At 34.7% G+C, this 23,798-nt stretch carries 22 protein-coding genes, 2 tRNA genes and 2 pseudogenes; 13 read left to right on the forward strand and 13 right to left on the reverse strand.

Annotation, left to right across the window (positions count from 1 at the left end):
• Positions 1 to 224: 224 nt before the first annotated feature.
• From LA754_RS01760 to LA754_RS01775, 4 genes are all read right to left on the reverse strand, one after another.
• Positions 225 to 1,145, reverse strand: a complete 921-nt coding sequence (locus tag LA754_RS01760; protein WP_006279975.1) for an Rpn family recombination-promoting nuclease/putative transposase — start codon at positions 1,143 to 1,145, stop codon at positions 225 to 227.
• 315 nt (positions 1,146 to 1,460) lie between these two features.
• A complete protein-coding gene (gene glmS, locus LA754_RS01765) occupies positions 1,461 to 3,281 on the reverse strand; it encodes a glutamine--fructose-6-phosphate transaminase (isomerizing) (RefSeq protein ID WP_006279977.1) in 1,821 nt (606 codons plus the stop codon).
• 80 nt (positions 3,282 to 3,361) lie between these two features.
• Positions 3,362 to 3,733: a preprotein translocase subunit YajC gene (gene yajC / locus LA754_RS01770; protein ID WP_006279978.1), complete on the reverse strand. Its 372-nt coding sequence runs from the start codon at positions 3,731 to 3,733 to the stop codon at positions 3,362 to 3,364.
• A gap of 137 nt (positions 3,734 to 3,870) precedes the next feature.
• Positions 3,871 to 3,947: transfer RNA gene (locus LA754_RS01775), tRNA-Asp, on the reverse strand.
• 191 nt (positions 3,948 to 4,138) lie between these two features.
• Here LA754_RS01775 and rpsB point away from each other — a divergent pair.
• From rpsB to LA754_RS01810, 7 genes are read left to right on the forward strand one after another with little or no spacing between them, the layout of a single operon-like run.
• The gene (gene rpsB / locus LA754_RS01780; protein WP_006279980.1) at positions 4,139 to 4,987 is read left to right on the forward strand and encodes a 30S ribosomal protein S2; all 849 of its coding nucleotides are present in this window, start codon (positions 4,139 to 4,141) and stop codon (positions 4,985 to 4,987) included.
• A complete protein-coding gene (gene tsf, locus LA754_RS01785; protein ID WP_006279981.1) occupies positions 4,968 to 5,828 on the forward strand; it encodes a translation elongation factor Ts in 861 nt (286 codons plus the stop codon). Before rpsB ends, tsf begins: the two co-directional genes overlap by 20 nt.
• A 16-nt stretch (positions 5,829 to 5,844) precedes the next feature.
• Positions 5,845 to 6,582 (forward strand): UMP kinase, encoded by a 738-nt coding sequence (pyrH, locus tag LA754_RS01790; RefSeq protein WP_410543186.1) that lies wholly within the window; start codon positions 5,845 to 5,847, stop codon positions 6,580 to 6,582.
• 7 nt (positions 6,583 to 6,589) lie between these two features.
• On the forward strand, positions 6,590 to 7,147 hold the full coding sequence (gene frr, locus LA754_RS01795) for a ribosome recycling factor (RefSeq protein ID WP_006279983.1): 558 nt from the start codon (positions 6,590 to 6,592) through the stop codon (positions 7,145 to 7,147).
• Positions 7,148 to 7,152: 5 nt separating this feature from the next.
• The gene (locus LA754_RS01800; RefSeq protein WP_410530062.1) at positions 7,153 to 7,416 is read left to right on the forward strand and encodes a hypothetical protein; all 264 of its coding nucleotides are present in this window, start codon (positions 7,153 to 7,155) and stop codon (positions 7,414 to 7,416) included.
• Positions 7,417 to 7,422: 6 nt separating this feature from the next.
• Positions 7,423 to 8,118, forward strand: a complete 696-nt coding sequence (gene uppS, locus LA754_RS01805) for a polyprenyl diphosphate synthase (RefSeq protein WP_006279327.1) — start codon at positions 7,423 to 7,425, stop codon at positions 8,116 to 8,118.
• Positions 8,108 to 8,734 carry a phosphatidate cytidylyltransferase gene (locus LA754_RS01810; RefSeq protein WP_077188153.1) on the forward strand — a complete coding sequence of 209 codons (627 nt, stop codon included), beginning with the start codon at positions 8,108 to 8,110 and terminating at the stop codon, positions 8,732 to 8,734. Before uppS ends, LA754_RS01810 begins: the two co-directional genes overlap by 11 nt.
• Before the next feature lie 16 nt (positions 8,735 to 8,750).
• Here LA754_RS01810 and LA754_RS01815 read toward each other — a convergent pair whose 3' ends face one another.
• Both LA754_RS01815 and coaD read right to left on the reverse strand, forming a co-directional pair.
• Positions 8,751 to 8,942, reverse strand: coding sequence for a zinc-finger domain-containing protein (locus LA754_RS01815; RefSeq protein ID WP_006279326.1), 192 nt, complete (start codon positions 8,940 to 8,942; stop codon positions 8,751 to 8,753).
• Positions 8,943 to 9,010: 68 nt separating this feature from the next.
• Positions 9,011 to 9,517 carry a pantetheine-phosphate adenylyltransferase gene (gene coaD / locus LA754_RS01820; protein WP_006279325.1) on the reverse strand — a complete coding sequence of 169 codons (507 nt, stop codon included), beginning with the start codon at positions 9,515 to 9,517 and terminating at the stop codon, positions 9,011 to 9,013.
• 79 nt (positions 9,518 to 9,596) lie between these two features.
• Between coaD and LA754_RS01825 the strand changes: the two genes are divergently transcribed.
• The 3 genes and pseudogenes from LA754_RS01825 to LA754_RS01835 all read left to right on the forward strand — a co-directional run.
• A tRNA-Phe gene (locus tag LA754_RS01825) sits at positions 9,597 to 9,669 on the forward strand.
• Positions 9,670 to 9,887: 218 nt separating this feature from the next.
• Complete coding sequence (locus LA754_RS01830) at positions 9,888 to 10,751, forward strand: gamma-glutamyl-gamma-aminobutyrate hydrolase family protein (protein ID WP_082246099.1); 864 nt, start codon at positions 9,888 to 9,890, stop codon at positions 10,749 to 10,751.
• 221 nt (positions 10,752 to 10,972) lie between these two features.
• Positions 10,973 to 11,180 (forward strand): annotated as a pseudogene (locus LA754_RS01835) (IS4-like element ISWosp8 family transposase); the annotation flags it as partial.
• 24 nt (positions 11,181 to 11,204) lie between these two features.
• Here LA754_RS01835 and LA754_RS01840 read toward each other — a convergent pair.
• A pseudogene (locus tag LA754_RS01840) lies at positions 11,205 to 12,297 on the reverse strand (IS3 family transposase).
• 85 nt (positions 12,298 to 12,382) lie between these two features.
• Here LA754_RS01840 and LA754_RS01845 point away from each other — a divergent pair.
• Positions 12,383 to 12,976 carry a hypothetical protein gene (locus LA754_RS01845; RefSeq protein WP_231115873.1) on the forward strand — a complete coding sequence of 198 codons (594 nt, stop codon included), beginning with the start codon at positions 12,383 to 12,385 and terminating at the stop codon, positions 12,974 to 12,976.
• A 180-nt stretch (positions 12,977 to 13,156) separates the two neighbouring features.
• Here the strand turns inward: LA754_RS01845 and gatA are convergent, their stop codons facing one another.
• From gatA to LA754_RS01860, 3 genes are all read right to left on the reverse strand, one after another.
• Positions 13,157 to 14,626 (reverse strand): Asp-tRNA(Asn)/Glu-tRNA(Gln) amidotransferase subunit GatA, encoded by a 1,470-nt coding sequence (gene gatA, locus LA754_RS01850; RefSeq protein WP_457923675.1) that lies wholly within the window; start codon positions 14,624 to 14,626, stop codon positions 13,157 to 13,159.
• A 241-nt stretch (positions 14,627 to 14,867) separates the two neighbouring features.
• Positions 14,868 to 15,652, reverse strand: a protein-coding gene (locus LA754_RS01855; RefSeq protein ID WP_238513981.1) for an IS5 family transposase whose coding sequence is annotated in 2 segments (ribosomal slippage) — positions 14,868 to 15,331 and positions 15,331 to 15,652 — 786 coding nt in all. Because the reading frame shifts where the segments join, the coding sequence is not laid out codon by codon here.
• A gap of 180 nt (positions 15,653 to 15,832) precedes the next feature.
• Positions 15,833 to 16,801 (reverse strand): IS110 family RNA-guided transposase, encoded by a 969-nt coding sequence (locus tag LA754_RS01860; RefSeq protein WP_077190114.1) that lies wholly within the window; start codon positions 16,799 to 16,801, stop codon positions 15,833 to 15,835.
• A gap of 311 nt (positions 16,802 to 17,112) precedes the next feature.
• Here LA754_RS01860 and mtaB point away from each other — a divergent pair, with 311 nt between their 5' ends.
• Entirely contained in the window at positions 17,113 to 18,339 is a 1,227-nt protein-coding gene (gene mtaB, locus LA754_RS01865; protein WP_457923676.1) for a tRNA (N(6)-L-threonylcarbamoyladenosine(37)-C(2))-methylthiotransferase MtaB, read from the forward strand.
• Positions 18,340 to 18,405: 66 nt separating this feature from the next.
• Positions 18,406 to 19,344 (forward strand): P44/Msp2 family outer membrane protein, encoded by a 939-nt coding sequence (locus LA754_RS01870; protein WP_049973647.1) that lies wholly within the window; start codon positions 18,406 to 18,408, stop codon positions 19,342 to 19,344.
• A gap of 7 nt (positions 19,345 to 19,351) precedes the next feature.
• Here the strand turns inward: LA754_RS01870 and LA754_RS01875 are convergent, their stop codons facing one another.
• The 3 genes from LA754_RS01875 to LA754_RS01885 form a co-directional block, all read right to left on the reverse strand.
• Positions 19,352 to 20,854 (reverse strand): type II secretion system protein GspD, encoded by a 1,503-nt coding sequence (locus LA754_RS01875; RefSeq protein WP_006280022.1) that lies wholly within the window; start codon positions 20,852 to 20,854, stop codon positions 19,352 to 19,354.
• A 119-nt stretch (positions 20,855 to 20,973) separates the two neighbouring features.
• Positions 20,974 to 22,338 carry an ankyrin repeat domain-containing protein gene (locus LA754_RS01880; RefSeq protein ID WP_006280021.1) on the reverse strand — a complete coding sequence of 455 codons (1,365 nt, stop codon included), beginning with the start codon at positions 22,336 to 22,338 and terminating at the stop codon, positions 20,974 to 20,976.
• A 766-nt stretch (positions 22,339 to 23,104) separates the two neighbouring features.
• Positions 23,105 to 23,779: a septal ring lytic transglycosylase RlpA family protein gene (locus LA754_RS01885; RefSeq protein WP_006280020.1), complete on the reverse strand. Its 675-nt coding sequence runs from the start codon at positions 23,777 to 23,779 to the stop codon at positions 23,105 to 23,107.
• Positions 23,780 to 23,798 lie beyond the last annotated feature (19 nt).

Genomic DNA, 23,798 nt, shown 5'->3' on the forward strand with positions numbered 1-23,798 from the left:
CTTGCCTATTCCCTTTCGCTTAGATCTGTTGGATACTTTTTTCTCATCTTTACCCCGTACTAAAATTTCAGATATTATAGCCTTTTACTTGTTTCCGGACAACCTCTTAGCTGAACGGACACTATTGTTATACTATATCTTATATACAATTGTGCAATATGGATAATGGCAACAAATTTACTAACGAAATTCAGTGACTTATGATTGATAATTAAAGTTCTTAATTAGTAATTGTTCACACTTAATTCTTCAATCTCACTAATAGAAAGGCCAGTAAATTTGACAATAGTGTTAACATCAACATTATTAGCCAGCATTGCTTTTGCGACTTCAATTTTCCCTTCAATTTTCCCTTCCTCTTTACCGATTTTGATGCCTCTTTCTTCGCCAATTTGGATTCCTTTTTCAGTAGCAAGATCAAGTCTGTATTCAAGAATGGCTTCTTCTTTGCGTAGATCCATTATTCTTTCTTCATAAGCTACTAAATCTTTTTCATTCCAGCTAAACCTGTCTAATTCATCGTAGGCTAACTTTATTATCGGTGCTTTTTCTGCTATTTTCCTTAAGTCTTCTTCCGTAGTTTCATCTGCATATTTGAAGAAAAATAACCAACGATCCACTATGCTTTCTAGCTGTTCTTCCTTATTCTTAGGAAATTTAGGTAGTTCAATAAATACAAATTGAAAATCTTTTAAGTCATGCTCATTGGTTTTCTCATCTCTTATAGTGTGGCTGGATATATAATCAAGCTTATCAGGAAATAAATTACAATTAGAGATAGCAATAAAGAAAACCTTCTTTAAATCAATGTACTTACCAGATTTATCAGCTTGCCTTGAGTAAGCCTTAGCAGCATATAATTGAGCTCGTTTTTCGAAGCCTTTATCGCGAGTAAGCTGCATTTCAATCACATACCTGGCCCCACTAGAATCCCTGCAAAGAACATCAACTATACTTTGTTTATCAGATGCAATTTCAGGATCCATTATAGTACTGAGGAATTCCACTTCTTGTATAGTATTTATCTCAGTAAACCCTAAAATATCATTCAAAAAATGTATGAGAATATTCTTATTTTTTTCAGTGCCAAATATTTTTTTGAAGGTCAAATCCAGCTTAGGGTCGAGAAACTTAGATAAAGCCATAGCCAAAGTGCTTAAAAATATTAATAATTATACACTATTATTAACAATTATTCAACCATATTTTTGAAGATAGCTATGCCGCCGCGAACCGTCATACCGCCGCGGTATCTCTGGATCCCGCTAACAAGCAGCGGGATGACGAATTACTTAACCGTCATACCACCGCGAACCGTCATACCGCGATTCATTCGCGGTATCTCGGCATAGATTCCGCTAACTAGTAGCGGAATGACGATTGTGTATCGTGTTTTGCTAAAAATCACAGAATGCAGTCTGGTTACCTTAATTAGAGGTTTAGCTTTAACTTTAAATGAACTACTCAACCGTGACAGACTTAGCTAAATTTCTTGGACAATCTGCATCTAACCCTTTTTTTGCTGCAGTAAAGTAAGCAAGGAATTGCATAGCAACACTGTAGATGATTGGAGAGATAAAGTTATCAGTGTCTGGAAGTTGCACCACATCTGCGCAAACTCCCCTTAGGAATGGCGCTCCTTGTTTATCACTGAAGGCAATTACTTTGCCTTTTCTTGCAATAATCTCTTGTATATTAGATAGCGTTTTAAAGAATAAATCATCATAAGGGATAATTGCTATAACAAGCACAGTAGAGTCTATTAAAGCAATAGAACCATGCTTCATTTCTCCCGCTGCAATACCAATGGTATTGATGTATGAAAGCTCTTTTATTTTCAATGCGCCTTCCATTGCAACTCCGTATGAACTTCCTCTGCCAATTAAAATAACGTTATTGTGTTCTAATATGCTGCCTGATATATGTTGTATTTTCATCACATTTAAAACATGCTCAACATACTTGGGAATAGAGTTAATAGCGTTGCTTAGCTGTTTTATTCTCTCTCCACCCAGTATACCTTTTATTTTTCCAAGCTCCGCGGCAAAGCATGCTAAAGTTGCAAGTTGCGCAGAAAAGGTTTTTGTTGAAGCAACACCAATTTCTTGCCCAGCAAGAGTATGTAACACAATATCTGAGATCTTTTCAATGCTGCTGCTAAATGTATTAGTTATACTTATGATTGTTTGCTTCTGTGATTTCGCATAACGCAGCGCTTCTATGGTATCTGCAGTTTCGCCAGATTGAGAGATAAATAACCCAATGCTGCCTTCTTCCAGCTTGACGTTGCTATACCTAAATTCTGATGAGATTTCTAGATATACTCGAACTTGAGCGACATTTTCCAGCCAATACTTTGCTATTAGCCCAGCAAAATAAGATGACCCGCATCCAACTATAGTAATGTAACTCAGCTCAGAAAACAATTTTTTGTTAGCAAATATTACCTCTTTATATTGCTTGTAAAATTGATTTATTGTTTTGTTTAATGCACGCGGTTGCTCAAAAATCTCTTTTAACATGAAGCTAGGGTAACCATTTTTGCTAATTAGAAAATCACTTGGACTACTATTTTCTATACTGCGTTTAACTTGTGTACCATTGTTGTATATACTAACTCCACTAGATTTTATCACTGCAATGTCATCATCTTCCAAATGCGATATTTTTTCCACAAATGCACTTAAAGCATTAGAGTCAGATGCAGCAAACACTGTGTTACAGTTATAGCCTATTGCTAAAGGCAAATTTCTCTTCGCAACAAATAAGGCGTCTGGATATTCTGCAAATAATAAGACCAAGGCAAATGAGCCGTGTAGGTTGTTTAAACACTTAAATAGAGAATCAACTGGCGACAATCCTTCATCGAGATATAAGGTTAGCATGTTTGGTATGATCTCTGTGTCAGTGTCAGTATGGAATGACATGCCCCTTTCTTCTAGGCCCTTTTTTAGCAGATTGTAATTCTCAATTATGCCGTTATGAGCAACAACAACGTTATTTGTACGAATGGGGTGAGCATTTTTAAGGCCTGGGACTCCATGTGTAGCCCAGCGAGTATGTGCTATACCAACTGTACTGTGAGACATCTTGCTGTCATCAACAACTTCGCATAACCTTTCGACTTTACCTTCTGATTTTTTGACTTCTATCTTACCTTCGTTATTTATGATTGCTATACCTGAGGAATCATATCCCCTATATTCCAATTTTTGTAACCCAGTTAGTAAGGTTGGTATTACTGAATCACTGCTACTTACTACACCAAATATTCCGCACACAAATGGATCACCAAACAAACTTTTTTCTAAACATGTTAAGCATTTTTGCCTTTATTACTGGTTGATTTATATTCTTTTTATCATTCTTTCGATTTTACCTTTTTAATTGGTTTAGCTGCTACTTTTTGAGTTTCTTTGCTTAAAACCTCAGATATAGCGGACTTTAGAACTTTTATCTCAACTTTTGGTGCTATTTCTATTATAAATTGTGCATTTGCCTCATCAACTTTATTAACTTCACCTATTATTCCACCAGAAGTAATGACTGTATCACCACGTTTTATTTGATCTATCATCTTTCTATGTTCTCTTAGTTTTTTTTGTTGCGGGCGAATAATGAGAAAATAAAATACCACAAATATTAAAATCAATGGAGTAAAACTAGCAAAAGATGCGCCGATACTTGATGTATTGCTAGTTGCATCTGCTGCAAAAACTTCAGAAATGAGCATATTTAATCCTAATTGTTAATGATAAAAACAAACCTATTTAAGTATTAATTACAATACCATGCCATGTCAAGTTTGGTGAAGGCGTTTCTCAATACCGGCAATAATACTGCGAATTCTAAGTTATGCTAAAACTAATATGGCGGGAGTGATGAGACTTGAACTCACGACCTCATGCGTGACAGGCATGCGCTCTAACCAACTGAGCTACACCCCCCTAATTTCTTTTTAGCGTTTTCGGGCTTCAACTTTAAAGCTAATAAACATGTTGCCCTTTGTCAATATTTTTTGTTTGCGCTTTGCTGTCTTTTCTATTACTATGTAGATAATTTAATTTCACACATGGCTTGTACAAGTAGTCCCATTAGGGTTATGCCGTGGAAGATAAACTATTTGGAGGAATGATATATGACAAATTTGCCTAAAGTCACTGTGCGTGATTTAGCTGAATCTGGTGTACATTTTGGTCACAAAATTAGTCGCTGGAACGCAAAAATGGCTCCATACATATATGGAGTGCATCAAGAAAATCGTATACATATAATTGATTTGCGAAAAACACTACCATTGCTACAGGTGGCCATGAAGGCTTTATATGACGTTGTATTTCAAGGTGGTCGCATTCTATTTGTTGGTACAAAGTTTCAAGCTTTTGATATTATTGCAAGTGAAGCGATTCGTTGTGGTCAATATTATGTGAATCATCGTTGGCTTGGTGGTATGCTTACTAATTGGGGCACTGTTTCTTCTTCGATAAAAACCTTGATGCAATATGAGAAAATATTAAATGACGAGGATAGCATTTTAACAAAGAAAGAATTGGGAAACATTGAAAAGAAAAAGCAAAAGCTTGATAAGGCGCTTGGCGGTATTAGAGAAATGGGAGCAATTCCTGATATCTTATTCATCATTGATACTAATAAAGAGCATATAGCGGTTAAGGAGGCTAAGAAGTTAGGAATTCCAATAGTTGCAATACTTGATACTAATTCTGATCCAGATGGTATTACTTATCTAATACCTGGAAATGATGACTCAAGAAAATCAATAGAGCTCTATTGTAAATTAGCTACCGACTCTATATTAGCTGGAATAGAGTCTAGTCTAGCAAAATCTGGAGTTAAGATTGATGATATAAGGGGTGATGAGTTTATTCAAGAAAAAGAAGATGGTATTGTGCAAACTAAAAGGAGACGTAGTAAAGTTTACAAAGAAGAAGAAAGGGAGGTAGTAACAAATGAAGATGAATCCAGATGATATAAGAGAATTACGTGATAGAACAGGGCTTGGCTTAAGTGACTGTAAAAAAGCATTAGAAGAATGTGATGGTGACATTAAGAAAGCCGTTGATAAGTTACGTACAATAGGTCTTGCTAAAGCTGACAAAAAATCTGATAGAGTAGCTTCAGATGGGCTCGTTGCTATGTGTTTGACTGAAAATTGTGGTGTATTGATTGAACTCAATTGCGAAACCGATTTTGTCGCAAGGAATGAGAAATTTATAGAGTTAGTTTTAAATTTAGCATCAATTGCTCATCAAGAACGCTGTACTAGCGTTGATGAGTTAAAAAATGCCAAGTATGAAAGCATTGGCACAGTGCAGGAAGCTATTATGAATGGTACGTCAGTTCTTGGTGAGAAGCTAGAGTTAAGCAAGCTTTGTTACTTAGAAGCTAAGGATGGAGTTATTGCTGGCTACGTACATGGTGATGCGCATGGCTTAGGTAAGATTGGTGCTTTAATTGCATTGCAATCATCTGGTGATAAGGCGAAGCTACAAGAGATTGGGAAACAAATAGCTATGCATGTAGTTGCTATGAAGCCTGAAGCCTTGTCTATAGATGATTTAGATCAAATGAAGTTGAACAACGAACGTTCTATAATTGAAGAGCAAGTGAGGAGCTTAAATAAACCTGAAGAAGTAGCAAAAAAAATAGTAGATGGACGAATGGCTAAGTACTATGAAGAAGTTGTTTTACTGGAGCAAAAATTTATAAAGGATGATAAGATGAAGATTTCTGATTTTATAAAATCAAGCGAGTTGAGTGCTGTTAAACTCTCTAATTACAAGTTACTTGTTTTGGGTGATGCAGATTAAATAGCAAAAAATGTTTATTTCAACAAATGAAAAAAGCGAAATAAAATATTCCAGGGTGTTATTTAAAATCTCTGGTGAGGCTTTGATGGGATCAAAGCAATTTGGTCACGATATGGAGACTATAGGTGAGTTATCTAAAGGCATAGTTGAAGTTTGTAATCTTGGAGTTCAGGTATGTATTGTTGTTGGTGGTGGTAATATCTTTCGTGGCACATCTGCGTCTTTAAGTGGTTGTGAAAGAGCAAGCAGTGATTATATTGGAATGCTTGCAACTATAATCAATGCTTTAATTTTACAAAACTTTTTAGAAAAAAATTTAGTAGCTTCTAGGGTATTATCTGCAATACCCATGGCCACTGTATGCGAACCTTACATCAGAAGGAAAGCTATTCGTCATTTAGAAAAAGGTAGAGTGGTAATTTTTGCAGCAGGCACAGGCAACCCATTTTTTACTACAGATACAGCTGCAGCCTTACGTGCTGTTGAAATGAATTGTGATGTTATTCTAAAGGGTACGCAAGTAAATGGTGTATACTCCGCTGATCCGAAAAAAAATGAGGATGCTGTAATGTATGATAGGCTTTCTTACACGGATTTATTGACTCGTGATTTAAAAGTTATGGATGCATCAGCAATTTCACTTGCTCGTGAGAATTCTATTCCAATTATAGTTTTTTCTTTGAAGGGAGAAAAAATAGTCAATATTATTAATGGTCAAGGTACTTATACTATAGTTTCAGATTGTAAACATTAGGTAATTTATGTTAAATGAAATAAAAGCTAAAACAAAAGAAAGAATGCTAAAAACTATTCAGTCCTTTCATGATGATATTAAAGGCGTACGCACTGGTAGAGCTAGCGCATCGTTGCTTGATGGTATAGTTGTAAATATCTATGGTGGACATCAAAAGTTAAATCAGGTTGCAGGTGTTTCGGTTATAGATAACAAAACTCTATCAATTAAAATTTGGGATATTAATGTTGTCGGTGAAGTGAAAAATGCTATATTAAATGCCAACTTGAATTTAAATCCTGTTGTTGAGGGCAATACCATACGTATAGCTCTTCCGGACTTGACACAAGAAACCCGTGAAAAATTAGTGAAATTATTGCATCAGTTTGCTGAAAATGCACGGATTGCCATTAGAAATATACGTAGAGATATTATGGAAGAAACAGAAAAAATGAAGGAAAATAAAGAAATCTCAGAAGATGATTTTCATGGTGCTAAGAAGGAAATACAAAATATTACTGATGATAATATAAAAAAGATTGATGGTGAATTGTCCATCAAAGAAAAGGATATACTGAATCACTAAATGATATGGAGAAAGCTTACATAGCAAATGATGTCGTTCCAGTGTTTGACACTGGAATCCAGCCTTTACTATACAACTATCTGATGCACTTGTTTGAAATCAAATTTCCTGGATCCCAGTGTCGGAGCACTGGGATGACACCAATTTTGCATTCAAGTACCAACTATTGGTGTCACTACAGTAACTCTCTTCCTGTCATGCAAGTAGCTGACACCTTCCAGGTGTCCATTGAAATCCAAAAAATTTCACTCAAGTCAAAATTAGGTTAAATTTAAATGTTGAATCAAGAATCTTTACCGAAACATTTAGCAATTATTATGGATGGTAATGGTAGATGGGCAAACAATCAAGGAAGAGTAAAAATTGATGGTTATAAAAAGGGCAGTGAAGTTGCATACGATATTGCCAAGTATTGTACGGACTTAACTATACCCTACTTAACTTTGTATGCATTCTCTATGGAGAATTGGCTTAGACCTAAAAACGAAACTGACTGTCTATTTGATTTATTTTACTCCGTTTTAACTAATGAAGATAAAGTCAATTTCATTTACAATTGTAACATTAAGTTGAATTTTATTGGCAATTTAAGTCTGTTACCCAGTAAAATATTGGATCAAATTAAAAAAGCAGAAGAAATGACACATAAGAACGATGGTTTATTACTCACTGTGGCAGTCAGTTACGGAGCAAAGCAAGAAATTACACAAGCTATAAGCAATATTATAAAAGAAAATATTGCTTATGTATCAGAAGAGGAATTTGAAAAATTTCTATATACTAAAGATTTGCCAAAATTGGATTTATTAATTCGCACTGGTGGCGAAAAAAGGTTAAGCAACTTTTTATTATGGCAAGCAGCTTATGCTGAATTGTATTTTTGTGATACTTTATGGCCTGATTTTTCTTGTCAAGATTTGAGTAAAGCATTAGAAGATTATACAAAAAGAGAGAAAAAATATGGTAGATAATAATTTTATAATTAGAATGTTGTCCTCAATAGTAATATTATTCATATTTTCCTTTGCTACATATTTCAGTGATTTATCGTTTTACCTATTGATTTTTTCAATAGCAGTTTTATCTTCTTTTGAATGGTATAATCTAACCCAAGGAAATAAAATTTTATACGTTTTTGCATTATTATTGATTGCACTACCAAGCGCCTCATTAATATATTTATATAATCTACCACAAGGAAAATACGCATTAGTATGGTTCGTCTTAACCATTTGGGGAATTGACGTTACTGCCTACCTATTTGGTAAGAATTTTGGTGGAGCTAAAATTTGCCCAATTCTTAGCCCTGGAAAAACTTGGGCAGGACTTCTTGGTGCGATTTTAGCTGGAGTAGTGTGCACAATTTTTGGATCAATATTTTTTGGTCTATTTTCAATTTTTTATTCTCCAATCATTGGCCTTGCAATTGCTATTCTAGCGCAACTTGGCGATTTCACTGAGTCGCTTGTTAAAAGAGCTTACGGTGTTAAAGATAGTGGAAATATGATACCTGGCCATGGGGGAGTGCTCGACCGTATGGACAGTTTCATTTTTACTGCCCCTCTTATTGCTATTTACATAAGCTAAGTCTGCAGAAGTGCCATTAGAGCTCATCCCTAGTCAGCTCCCCAACCGCTTCTACAGTGCAGTCATGGACAAACGTCTTTTCACAATAAGGGCAGGCTATTTCCTCTTCTTCTCCCATATCTAAATATATTAATGGATGGCCGGAACCCTCATCATTCTCATCACCATGACAACAAACTTTTCTATTATTAACCCTCACTTTTGACATGCTGCTCCTTTAGCTTATAACATTTTATATATTGAATATACCCATTCAGAAATAAAAAACAACAAGCACTATTCTCCATTTTTTATCCTATTCAGATTAATCAATTCGTTTTGAACACCTTTTGATACAAATTTGCTAACATCTTCTCCTAATCTTGCTATTTCCTTTACAAAGCTTGATGAGATAAATTGAGTATCTTCAGAAGCAGGAAGAAATATGGTTTCGATTTCAGGAAGAAGTTTATAATTTACCCAGCTCATTTGAAACTCGTAATCAAAATCCGATACTGCTCTTAATCCCCTAATAATAACAGAAGCATTCTGCTCTTTGGCAAACTTCACTAGCAACCCATTAAAAGATATAACATCTGCATCAATTCCTAGTCCTTTAATTTCATTTTCAGCCATGCTTGTGCGTAGCTTTGTGTCAAAGGCAGTATGCTTATTAACGTTTTCTGCAACCCCTATTATTAATTTATCGACCAGTTTACACGCTCTTTTGATTATGTCAAGATGCCCAAAAGTTATAGGGTCAAATGTGCCAGGGTAGATTCCTATTTTGTCATTAATGTTCATCCTTTATTTTTATAAACTACTTTAAAAACTTTTGATAGACATAATAACATTTTTTATCTAAAAATAAAAGTATACAGTTGGCCTGATAGCTCAGTTGGTAGAGCAAAGGACTGAAAATCCTTGTGTCGCTGGTTCGATTCCTGCTCAGGCCACCTTCTCTTTCTTGGCGAACTTGCCTTTTTGTCATAAAATACTCTATATCGTAATATAAATATTAGGGAGGCAAGTCATGGTATATAAATATTATAATAAACTATTTAATATCTTATTAATTATAGTTCTATTATTAAGCAATATTACTTATGCTGGCGTTAGTGAAAAACCGGCATCTCAACATGTAACCAGAAAAGAAGAACCAGCGTCAACTGTCTTGACGGCAGAAAATACAGTAAATAATGACATAGTTGTTGGTTTGTTGAAAACGGAAGAAGCACATGAGCTTGGGCTATCTCAAAATATCTACGAGATGTTTAATAACTTTGGAGTTAAAACCGTACTCATTGATTACAATAAAATAATTAACTTAAAAGAAATCCAAGAAAAGTCGCTTATCTTTGCAAAACAAGATGAAACATTGGCAAAGAAGCTAACATTAGACCGAATAAAAGTTGAAGTTGCAAAGTTTGTTAAAGAGCACAAAATAAATAGAATATTTATTCCGGATAATTTACACTCAGCACCCACTCCTTGTCGCCAGCTTGTTACTGAAGCAATTGTAAAAATAGTGGATGATAACCCTGTAATTCATTTGCTTGGCATATGTGAAGGCATAATGAATGCAAAGGGAATTGAAGTAGTGAGTGTTGTGAGTGATGAAGAGAAACGAAGATCTCATTTAAAATCAGCACCTAATCCACAGAAAGAGGATGTACCTCTCCAGCAGATAAAGATCGTTCCAAATAGTCGTTTAGCAGAAGTAGTAGCCAAATTCCTAATACCTAATGAAAATGGCTGGTTTTCAACATATTTTCCAGATGCTCATTCAGGAGCAGTAAGTAATACACCAGAAAATAGAAGAAAATTGGAGTCACTTGGATATAAAGTTGCAGCATTTTCCAGTGAGGGGGTAATAGAGGCTATTGAAGATAAGCATGGTAATGTTCACTTTCAAAGTCATCCAGAAGCCCTTGTTGTGAAGTCAGATAAAAACCTCTATTTATCAAATCACAAGGAACGTCAAGTGTCTACACTAGTTGCTATAGCGATTATGAATGATTTTCTTTATCGTGCTTAATGGCTATAGCTTTAGGCTTACCGACGATTTGATAAACGATAGATTTGTCATGTATCCGTTCAGGCAATGGCGTCAACTTAAGGAAAAATATCAGCGATAGTGTATAAAATTTCTCTCCAAATTTTTTATCATTAAATTATCCAAAGAGTGCAAGGGACAGCACTTTTGTTTCTATTTTATTGCAACAAAAAAGTTTAAAATGTGTCTTTTTTAGGTGAGGCATGCAAAAAGGAAAAGATCTTATCTTACAAATTAAAAATGCAACATACTCGAAAACTTTTCAGAAAATCCATTGTGTTGAGTTTTACACGAACAAGAAAACTTCCTTTTTCGACAGTATTTTCTATGATTTTAAAGTTAGTTAAAAAAAGTTTGGGAATAGAATGTGAACTTATGGAGCCATTGACATGTGACCTTACCCAGAAAAAGTGGAGAGAAAGTTTGGAATGTTTTTCACAAAGAGAATGATGAATCAAAATGCTCAGGAATGCAATAGTTAATAGTGACGTTGTTTGTTATAAAAAATTTCTATATATTCAAATATAGCAGTTTTGATATGCTGTTTAGAGTGCCGAGAGGTGTCTATTGGTAACTCCCTTTTTAGAGAACTGAAGAAGCTTTCCACAACAGAATTGTCGTAACAACAACCTTTATGACTCATCTATGTTTTTTATGGATAAGAGATATTGATAACCTTGCAAAGTATATTGTGAACCTTGATCACTATGTAATAGTAGATTTTTGGCAGGTTTACGCTTGTTAACGGCCATTAATAAAGGGTCCATAACCTATTGTTTATTTATTGAACTGCTCATTAACTACCATGCGTGAATATAGATCGATTATTGTTGCCAAATATAGCCATCCTTCTTTGGTTTTTATATAAATAATCCCATACTTTATTTGGTTGATCGACAATAAAGTTTTGGTCTAATATATTGGGAGCTACTGTCCGTTTGTTGTTTCTTAATTTTAAATTTTCTTCTCAATATAGCCTGAATACCATTTTTCTGCATAATACTTTGCACTGTTTTTAAGTTGCAACTTTTACCCAAAGCCTTTAATTCAGCATGAATTTTAGGAGCTCCATATCTACATTTAGAAGCTTGATATATTTTTTGAAATCTGCTAATAACTCTTTATTTGCTGATTCTCTACTGCTTATTTTCCTTGTAGTCCACTTATAGTAGCCACTAGCAGAAAACCCTACATAATTCCTGCACTTTATAGTGTTTACTATGCTCTTTTATGAAAAAATATTTTACTCTTTTTGACTGGCCAGGGCTTTTTTTAAAATGTCTCTTTCTCTTGTTACTTTTGCTAACTCTTTCTGTAAATCAAATCTCTCTTTGTCATAAGGTGCTACATCTGGAAATGCATTTGCCGCTGACTTTTTTTCGTTATATTTCTTCATCCATTTTCCTAATACACTATCCCTTATTCCTAGATCTCTTGCTACTTTTGCAACTGGTTGACCTACCTTTCTTTGTTCATTTGCCAGCTTAACAGCTTCCAATTTGAATTCTGCCGTATATTCTCTTGCCATTTCTAATCCTCCAAAATTTTATTTTACTCGAAAAAACTCCTTTCTTTCTCTCCACTTTTTCTGGGTAAGGTCAGTATGGGAAAAGGTGAAAGATGTACTAAAAAACCCAGAGATGATAAAAAAGGAATACCAACGTAGAGTATTAGAAAATAAAAATGATGAATCATCAGAGAAAAAGTTTGCAAGAAGAGAAAATCAAATAAAAGAAGGTATCGAAAAATTAATGGAAGATTATTATAGTCAAGAAAATGCAGGAGAGAAAGGATATATAAGCGAGGAAGAATTTAAACAGACAATGAGAAAAATGAAAGAACGCTTACAAGGGATAGAAGAAGAGAAAAAAAAGGTAGTTGATCAGAAGGCAGTAGAAAAAGGAATAAGTCTTATTATAAATAGCATAAAGAATTTTTATTCTAGTGTAAAATCGAACCTGGAACAGCTAGATTGGCAAACTAAGCGCGGCATTATTAAAGCATTAATAGGACAAATTAACATTGGTTGTGATCAGGTAGAAGTAGGATTTCAGATCGAAGAACCAGCACAGGATGGGGGAATTCTTAATTTGTATCATTGTACTACACATCGTAATAAGGGGGTTGGCAAAATGTGTCAAGCAAGTTTTTTCGTTTCTATAAATCTGGATTTCAGCGTTATGCGCTGGAATGACAACGTGAGGTAAATTTTTCAACATCCCAAAATTACAGAATTCAGTCTGTTTAATTAAGTGTGAACTGTTACACGAAAATTTTGTAAACAGATTAACATACCCTGTTTTTGCTATTCATCTAAAAATGGAACCATAGAGTACGTTGAGGAGCGTAAGCAAATTTTAATGCAAAAATTACTATCAAAAAATAGATTATGCAAGAGGTCTAATTATTCTGCCGCAATTTTGCTCTATCACACTTGCCACATTTAATATTCCAGCTTCATCATAATAATTTCCAATCACTTGCAAGGCAAGTGGTAAACCCTCATTGGAGAGCCCAACAGGAACAGAAATAGCAGGCAATCCTGCCAGACTTGCCGGCACAGTAAACACATCATTGATGCACATAATTAGCGGATCTGGCTTTTCATTTAAGCCAAAAGCTTCTGTTGGAGCAGATGGCACAAGTATGTAATCTATTTTTTCAAACGCTTTTATAAAATCATTTCTGATTAATGCCCTAATGCACTGCGCTTTTTCGTAATATTCATTATAATGACCTGAAGAAAGCGCATAAGCGCCAATTAAAATTCTTCTTTTCACCTCTTTACCAAAACCTTCTGCTCTTGTTAGTGAATACATTTCTTCAAGGGTATCAGCATCAACCCTTAATCCATAACGCACACCATCGTAACGAGCAAGATTGGATGAAGTTTCAGCAGAACAGATTAAATAATAGACTGGTATTGCATATTTAGTATGTGGCAGAGTAATGTCAACAACTTCAGCGCCATTTTCTTTTAAATAGGAAGCAACTCTTTCCCAATTATGAACTATTTCCTCTGAAATTCCATCCATCCTATACTCTTTTGGTATACCAATACACTTACCCTTGACATCACCATTTATAAAGCTAGAAAATTTAGGCACTGGCTTTTCGCTCGATATTGAATCTTTTGTATCATAGCCACAAATTGCTTCCAGCATTAATGCTGAATCAGAGACAGAACGAGTAATGACTCCTGCTTGATCCAGAGAACTCGCAAATGCAATCATACCAAAACGCGAGCATCTTCCATAAGTTGGCTTTATTCCAACTACTCCACAATAAGCTGCTGGTTGGCGTACAGATCCACCGGTGTCGCTCCCTAACGCTCCAGCGCATAAAAATCCAGCAACCGATGCTGCAGATCCACCAGATGATCCACCAGGAACAACTTTTTCCCCATCGCTTTTTCTAATCCACACATTTTCAACAGGGCCAAAATAGCTATTTGTGTTCGCAGAACCCATAGCAAATTCATCCATATTAAGCTTACCGAGCATGGCTGCTCCACTTTTTAAAAGCAAGTCAGACACCGTAGATTCGTAAGTCGGAACGAAATTTTCCAGCATTTTTGAGCATGCTGTTGTTTTTATTCCTTTTGTACAGAATAGATCTTTGATGCCAACTGGTACACCCATGAGCAGCGAGATTAAATCATCCTTTTGCCTAGAGAAATGTTCATCTGCAGCTTTAGCAGCTTTCATTGCTATCTCTGGGGTTTTTGTTATAAATGCATTTAATTTCTCATTTTCAACCGCACTGATGTGCGCCTCTACGAGTTCAACGGCAGAAAAACTCTTTTTTTTGAGCCCGTCATGCATTTGTGTAATACTTAACTTTCTTAGTTCATTCATCAATATTTAATTTTTAGCAAGACGTTAATTATAACATGGCACGATAAAAAATCCATACATTTATAGTTACAGCTAGAAATGTAGCTAAGGTAACTTAGATTCACCGACAATCGTCATCCCGCTACTTGTTAGCGGCTAAGAGATACCGCAGCGGTATGACGTAGAAGCTATACTTTTATACTCACCAACTCAGTATCCAATCCGGATTGTATCTTAAGAGGTTGTCCGGAAACAAGTAAATTCAAGCATATTCCCTCTTTAACATAACCCTACTCATAGCTAGGTATATGAAATTCTCAGTGGATGTTGTGAGTAAATCATACTCCTTCGATAGCCTTCTATTCCTATTAACCCAAGCAAAAGTCCTTTCTACAACCCATCTTCTTGGCTGTACTTTAAACCCTTGTTCTCTTGTTGGTAGTAGCTCAGGTGGCGTATCTTTGTGCACCCAAAATCTACATGGAGGCCTTGTAACAATTTCAATATCTATGTCATATTCTTCCTTTATGTGATTCTTTAAATTTCTTCCTTGGTATCCCATGTCAGCCCACATTTTTTTAACTTTAGTATATTTTGTTCTCATATTGTTTAATGCTATTTTAATACCATCTCTATCATTTTCGTTAGCAGCGCCTACGTAACAACCTAGTATAAAACCCTGAGTGTCTGTAATTATATGCCTTTTTCTACCCTTTACTTTTTTACTTCCATCATAGCCTTTGATCCCCCCTTTTCTGTAGTCTTTACAGATTGACTATCTACTATACAGGCACTTGGCTGCTCATTCCTTCCTATTTTTCTTCTACTATATTTTGTAATTTCATAATTCATTTTCTCAAAAATTCCCTGCTTCTTCCATTGCCTGAACTGCTCATACACAGTCTTCCATAGCGGAAAATCATTTGGTAAATACCGCCATTGACACCCTGTACGCAATACATAGAAAATTGCTTCTAATATTTCTCTTTTGCTATACTTTGGCGGCCTTCCTCCTTTCTTGTATGATACTCTGAAGTGTTTTTCTATTCTTGCCTATTCCCTTTCGCTTAGATCTGTTGGATACTTTTTTCTCATCTTTACCCCGTACTAAAATTTCAGATATTATAGCCTTTTACTTGTTTCCGGACAACCTCTAAGCAAAGGAGTGATACTGTGTCTGAGTGAAAATCGTTGAGATCCCAGATACTGTCTCTGCTGTCAAACAAATTATCCAACAAAATTACAATTAAATGGTTGATTATTTTTAAGAATACCAAAAAAGACATGCATTAATTTTCGCATTAACGCAAGAACTATGACTTTTGGACATTTGCCTTTACTTGCTAGACGCTGACAAAACTTTTGAAAATGATTATTATGGTTTTTGACTACTATAGCTGGCATATAAAGAGCTTTTCGAATACGCTCAGATCCTATTTTGCATATGCAACTTCTCTTACTTACTGACGATCCCGATTGATAATGTCCTGGATTTAGACCAGCAAAAGCTGTAAATTGTTTAGCATTGTCAAAGTTATCAACTGATGGCATTTCTGCGACAACAGCAACAGCAGTAAGATATCCTATACCTTTTATAGTCTTAAGGTTTTCCACCATATTTTTTAGATGTGGATAGTTATTTATATGCTCATTAATTTCTTTTTCGAGAACAATAATTTGCTCCTCTATTGCCAAAATTACTTTAGATATAGCTTCTTTGCAACTGGAATGCATATTTTTGTTTTCCAAGCGATTTGTCTGTTGCACCTTATCATCTTTTAGCGATTGCATGCAACGGTAAAGCTCCCTCAAATGCCTCATTTCAGGTGTAATGGGCTTCCAAAGAGCAGGTTTGTTGGCGATACAAAATCTAGCTATCATAGCTGCATCTGATTTATCTGTCTTATTTCTGAGCAGCTCACTTTTGCCAAAAGCTTTGATTTGGGCTGGGTTTACTATACTGACATTATGTCCTAAATCGTGCATAAAAGTAGCCAAATCTTCTCCATACCAACTAGTTGCTTCAAGACATAAATGAGTAAGATTTGCTCCATGGCCATTGCACCAAACTACAAGTTTTGCAAAACCATCTTGATTATTTTGAAAGACTTTGTGTCGTTTTTTACTGTCCACTAACAAACAAACATCAAATTTCTTTTTTGAAATATCCACACCCAAAATAGCATTTACTTGCATAAAATTGCCTCCAAGACTATAAATAAACTGAGAGTTTAGACTAACCTTGTAATACGGGATATAATTCCAAAAGATACTGTTCAGTCTTTAACTCTATGGGAGGGAAGCAAAATCTGGGACTCGGCCTTAATGGCATTAGTGTCGCATCAGCTTCACCCTCCCTGTGAGGTATTTTAGCTCTAATGCCTCACATCATAAAGATACAAGTGTCTGCTGCTTGCATAGCATTTATTTACAAAAAAATAGTCATGCAAGAGACTTTGCTTGGATATTTGATATAATTTAGGTCTATTAAAGCAAAAAATACTAACATGAATGAAGTGATAACATTTGGTTGTCGTCTAAATTTTTACGAGAGCGAGTTAATCAAAGAAGCATTAAAAAAAGCAAAGAGAGAAAATGTTGTTGTGGTGCATAGCTGTGCAGTGACAAACGAAGCAGAACGTCAGGTAAAGCAAAAGATACGTAAGATTTACAAAAATGATCCAAATAAAGAAATTATCGTAGTTGGTTGTGCTGTTCAGTTGGATCCAGAAGTTTACAGTAGCATTCCTGGTGTAAGTAAAGTGCTCGGTAATCAAGATAAGCTAAAAGCTGAAAATTACTTACTAAATGACGATAAAATCTTGGTCAGTGATAACCAAGTAGAACCTGTTCTAATTAATGGATTTGAAGATAAGTCAAGGGCATTTATTGAAATTCAAAATGGTTGTAATCATAGCTGCACATTTTGTTCAATTACTGAGGCAAGAGGGAATAATCGATCTGTGCCAATAAACAGTACTATAGAGCAAATCAGGATCTTTGTAGAAAATGGATATCAAGAAGTAGTGTTTACAGGGGTTGATATTACTGACTTTGGTACAGATTTGTTGGGTAAGCCATCACTTGGTTCAATGATTAGGAGAGTTTTAAAGGATATACCAGAGTTGAAGAGGCTAAGACTTTCCTCTATCGATGTTGCTGAAGTTGACGACGAATTAATGGATTTAATAGCTAATGAGTCAAGACTTATGCCTCATTTACATTTGAGTTTACAATCTGGTAATAATTTAATACTAAAGAGAATGAAGCGTCGTCACAACAGAGAACAAGTGATAGAATTTTGTCATAAAATGAAGAGCTTGAGGCCTAATATAGCATTTGGCGCTGATATTATTGCTGGATTTCCAACAGAAACTGATGAAATGTTTCAGGATACAGTTGATTTACTGAAAAAAACAAATATAGTTTACCTACATGCTTTTCCATATTCAGAGCGGAAAAGTACACCTGCTGCACGAATGCCACAAGTACCAGAGAATGTGCGTAAAGAACGAGTAAAAAATTTAAGAGAAGTAAATAAAGAAATTATGAGCAGTTTTTGTCAATCCTTGATCAACACTAAGCAAAGTGTTCTGGTTGAGCAAAATAATGTCGGTAGAGCAGAAAATTTTGCATTAATAAAGCTTGAATCAAGAGCGCAAGCTAAAAGTATTGTGAAAGTTAATGTTACAGGCGTAGAGAATAATTATTTAATTGGAAATACTCTTTCTTAATTTTTGTACATTAAAGAAATATATGATATGATGGTTATACTATAAATGGTAATTATGTGTTCATTTGTGATAACTAAAAGATCTATTACTTTATTTTTGATTTTAATTTCATGTGTCTATTTTTTTATTACTTATATCGGTAATTATGTACACGTTGAACAAGTTATTGGAACACAACTCTTAAAACTAGAAACGGACAATAATGAAGATGTAATGCATTCTAAAGAGGTTACTGAAAAAGAAGTACTAACAGAGGATTTAAAATATCAAGAACCTGAAAATAGTCCTATTGAACAACCTTCTATTCTCCAAGTAGCTGATCAGAAAAATATGTGGTCACGTATTGCAGATCAAGCTGAGCCTACAAAAGAAAAATCAAAAAAACTTGATTTTTATGTTAGCGCTAACGGTGGTAAGGTATACCATGATAATTCAGAAACATTTGTAAAGGGTATAAAGGCAATAGGGGAGAGAGTCCTAACTTTAGTTGAAAGTCATTATGGTTTTATAATAAAAAATATAGTGGCAGATGAAATTAAAAGTATACAGCAATTTGATGGTAAAATTGATTTCCAGTGGTTTAGCAGCATGTCTTTAGGTTACTATGCTGGAGAAAATGGTAAAATTGATTTTGAAGCCGCGTATTCTATAGCCAATATTGAAGATAGTAATTCTCCTCCGGTATTTGATAAATCAGCAAGTATATTTGCGTTTTTGTTAAACTTCTATTATAATCCCAGCGTTCAGGATACACAATTTGCTCCGTACATCGGTCTTGGTATAGGACCAACAGTTTTTAGATTAAAAAGGATTAATGGGTCACCCCAAAATTCAATGCCACTGAATGTTCCTTGGTTTGCTTATCAAATAAAACTTGGTGTTGATTATTCAATAATCCCAGAAATCAAAACCTTTCTCGGCTATCGTTACTTTAGCGTTCCGATACCTGTTGCAGATGACATATCTACTCACAATATTGAAGTTGGTTTGATATTTAATTTTTAGTGATAATTTAATATATATATAAATTCTTATCTTTTCTATCTAACAAACCAAATGTTGGTACGATTGTTGCTTTTAAAAAAATGACAGTTTCTACTGTTCTAATATTATTCGCTAGCCTTTTTGATTTCTGATGCAATAAGCTTTGCTTATCTTCTCTATGTTCTATAAGCCCGCCGATTACCATAACTTCACCGCTCTTAATTTTTAACATAGAGTTCATTTCTCTGATTTCAACAATTGGAATGTCGCTATTTAATTTCATTTTACTCTGCTGTGCGACGTACTCTATATCTGGATCTTTAGTGTAGCCGTTAATTCTTGATAAAGTTGGATGTATATCCATGAATATTTCACTAGTATCAATGTTAATGCTTGGGTGGATTATTAGCACAACACCTATTGGGACGCTATTCATCTTGGTAATTAAGGTCTGATTAGAGTTTCTAGTATCTTTTTGTATATCGGAGGTAAAATAAATATGGTTTTTAGTAAATGAAATCATCGCTTGCTGATTATTTATAGCATGTACTCTGGGGCTTGAAATTACAGTTGAAGTGCCAAATTTGTCTAAATTTTTTACTAAATCTCCTAGATCATTTGCACCAAAGTTCATTGCTAGGTTAATAATGGAGTTATCTTGATTTATTATAGACTTAGTTCCATCTTGTAAGTCATTTAAGTTCATACCAGAAAGGTATTTGTCATCTAGCACAACTTCAACTATTTTTGCCTCTATCATTACTTGAGAAGACGCTAACTTCTTAACCTTATTAATATATTCTTCAACAGCTTTGTGGACATCTTTTCTAGCATTCAAAATAATAACACCAGCTTCTCTGTTGGATGAAAGGAATTCGCCATCATCCACCCCGTTAACATCCATTATTGCATTCAAGCCTTTTTCTAATGAATTCCATAAATCACTACTGTATTGAGACTTCATAACATTGTTATAGTCCCTATCAACGTTACTTCCATCACTGTTAGTAATATTGTTATTAATAACGAAACTGCTTTGAGCAGAATGTTGAATATTGATGAAGTCTACGTAATAATTTTGTGCGTATGGCAAGTCCTGCTCAATTCTAATTACACCATTACTTGTTGAGTAACGCAGTTTGGCGCTATTTGCTATACTCTGAATTACTTCGTTTATATCCTTATCTTTTAGCTTTAAAATAATATTACCTGATATTTTTGGGTCCATATCCAAGTTAACGTCAGAAAGTTTTCCTATCTCAATCAGCAAATCCTTTACTGATACTTCTTCACTAACATTAATAGAAATAAGCTGATTACTGATTGTGAGATCGGGAAACTCTATTGGTAAAGGCATAATTTCTGGTATTGCCGGTTCATTAATCTCCAAAGAGGTGTTATATTGTTGCAACGGATAATCGTGCTTATAATTGTCTATGTTAATAGGATATTGCTTGGTAGGTAGATGTGTGCAAGAAATAATGAAGAGGAGTATTAAGCATTTAAAAATAGCCATTAGAACAGCATACAAAATCTATACTAATAGATTTCTATAAAAATATTAAAAATGTATTTAATCTCATTTTCATCGAGCAGATAATTGTCGTGTATTAGCTTTGGCTATTTATTTTTTGTATACTCTTCTTGTACTTAAATGTAGACCAGCATAGCCCTAATTTTTTTATATATTTTACTTCTTTCTCTGTATTTAATAATAGGCTTGAAAATAAATGGTAAGCCTATAATTGTTAAGCTTAGAGCTAGGGTTGAAAGTATACAACAGGCTTTGTGTTTACTATGTAGCTCTTTCAGGTAAAGCATCAAAAATCTACAAAATTTTTTGTAATTTTCTTCGATGTTTTTTTTGCTATGAGCCTTGCTAATGAACATATCTATTGCGGTATGACCGTTATTGCACTTAATGTTAAGGTCTGCACCTTTTTCTGTTAACAACTGAGCTATATCAAAATAATCCTTTTGAACAGCAAGATGTAGAGGTGCAAAACCTTGTTGCTCACAAATGTTCATATTGGCTCTAACTTCCAATAACATTTTCACAATTTGTGTATGGCCTTTTTTAACTGCGAGTAGCAAGGGAGTTCTGTTACATTTAGTAACAGCATTAATGTTTACCTTAAGCCTCAATAAGAGCTTAACTGTTTTAGTGTTACCATTATGGCTAGCTTTATGCAGCCTGGCGTTGCCATTAAAATCTTGATCATTTGCATCTATTCCTTTTGATACAAGAAATGTTACCATTTTTCTATTATTATGCTCAATAGCGCAATCTAATGCATCAAAACCATGGTTATTTTTTGTGCAAAAAAACTCTTTAAGTTTAATTTTATCGTTACTTGCTTGCTGTTTTTTTGCAATAAGCTTTACTATTTGCATTTTGTTGTTATACGCTGCTAGGAAAAGCGTAGTGTTATTTTCTGCATCTTTGGCTTCTATATTTGCACCTTTCTTTATCAGATATTCTATAATTTCTGCTCTGCTGTCATAATGTGCGGTGCATTGATAAATGGTTAAAAACAAAGGAGTACGAAAATTGTTATCTTCACATTCGAGATTTGCTCCGCTATCAATTAAAATTTGAACACTTTTTTTAGAACCGTATAGTGAAGCTATATGAAGAGGAGTATAGCCCTCTTTGACATCTTTTTCATTAATTTTTGCGCCTTTTATTATCAAAAAATCTATTAATTCCGTGTCATCTTGTAGTGCAGCAAGGTGCAGTGGAGTGAATCCATTTTTATCCTTGGAATTAATTGTCAGTTGGTTAACAAAAAGTTTAGCAACTTTCTTGTGTCCATGCATAATGGCGTAATGCAGAGGGTTTCTATTTTCGTTGTCTACGACATTGAAATCAGCTTCGTGCTCTAGTAATGACTTTACTCCAACTAAATCGCCTTCTTTTGTGAACTTATGCAAGAGAGTGATTCCACTTGCATCTTTTGAGTTAATATCAAATCCATTTTCTACTAATTGGTTTATATCTTCCTCACGCGCCATATCACTTAAATCTCTAATTAAACTCTTTTCGCGTTAATAATACTCCTACTTGATTAAGTTTAAATGAATCTGTGAGAAATGGCTAGTGCATTCTTGCATAACAAACTTTTGGCAGCGCATTGGATGAAACGAAAAACTTACTTGACAAACTCCGCCAGCCCTCTTATCATGAAACTGAAGCTATTTATTTATCTTCGCAATCTCTGCAGTGGATTAATGACAAAAAACTTAATGTATTTGGCGTAAATCATGCTTAATTTTTTGCACTATGTGCACCTCATGTCTTTATAAAACTTTTAGGTTTCTACCTATACAAGCCGAAACGCGCTTATAAAGTGTTTAAGACAGTAAAAGACGTCAAATAGACAAGGGAGAATTTGAATACTAGCTACCCTAGGGTTTCTTTGCCTTTTTTTTTATTTGGTAAATTTCTTAACATTTGCAGCTAAACGACAACTGTCATCCCTGTAAAGGTCAAGTATCCCGCTACTTGTTAGCGGGATCTAGAGATACCGTGACGGTATGACGTAGGATTGCTGTCATTTCGCTACTTGTTAGCGGCTGAGATACCGCGAATAAATCGCGGTATGACGGTTAGCGGTGGCGTGACGATAAGCTCGTCATTCCGCTACGTGTTAGCGGCTAAGAGATATCGCGGTGGTATAGCTATAAATTGTTGATATCTTTTTTATATCACATTTTTAACTTACAATAGTTAGCCAGCGTTCCTTACATTAACCAAATCTTTCAAATTCTGCACTCACCACTACCTATAACTCACTTTCACGCAATATTGATCGTTCTTAAAAAGCAATCTAACATTTTTTATTCCTTGATTGCGAAGCTTTGATGCAGCTGACTTAGCAGCCTGAGCACTTTTAAAAAATGCAACATATCCCTTACTTTCTGCATTGTCTTGTTTTGGGTGACGTTTCTGTATTTCTTTTTCATACTGCTTTCTATAATGAGGAGTATTTTGTATCAATTGTTCTGACATCTTTCTTAGGTATTGAACTTTTACTTTTGCAAGCCCAGATTTATGAAATCCTAAGACTTGAGCTGCTTTTTCTGATAAGTCTATTATTCTGCCTTCAATAAAAGGCCCTCTATCGTTAACCCTTGTAACAAGCTTTCTTCCATTTTCTAAATTAGTGACAAGAACAAAGCAGGGTAAGGGCAAAGTCTTATGCGCTGCAGAGATCAAGTGACGGTTAAACGCTTCACCATTTGCTGTAAGTGTGCCATGATCTTCTATTCCATACCACGATGCTATCCCTATCTCTTCATAGTGTTTACAGTTTTTTGGATAATAAGTTATACCATTTATTGTGTAGCTGCTGCCAATTTTATAATGACCTGCAGTGCAGTTAAACCTGTTGCTAACACTGCAGCTACTTATCAAAACAAATATTAGGCATAGAAAGGTTAGGTTTTTTATCATTGTATTCGGTAAGAGGGTT

It is taken from the genome of Wolbachia endosymbiont of Muscidifurax uniraptor (assembly GCF_054149795.1).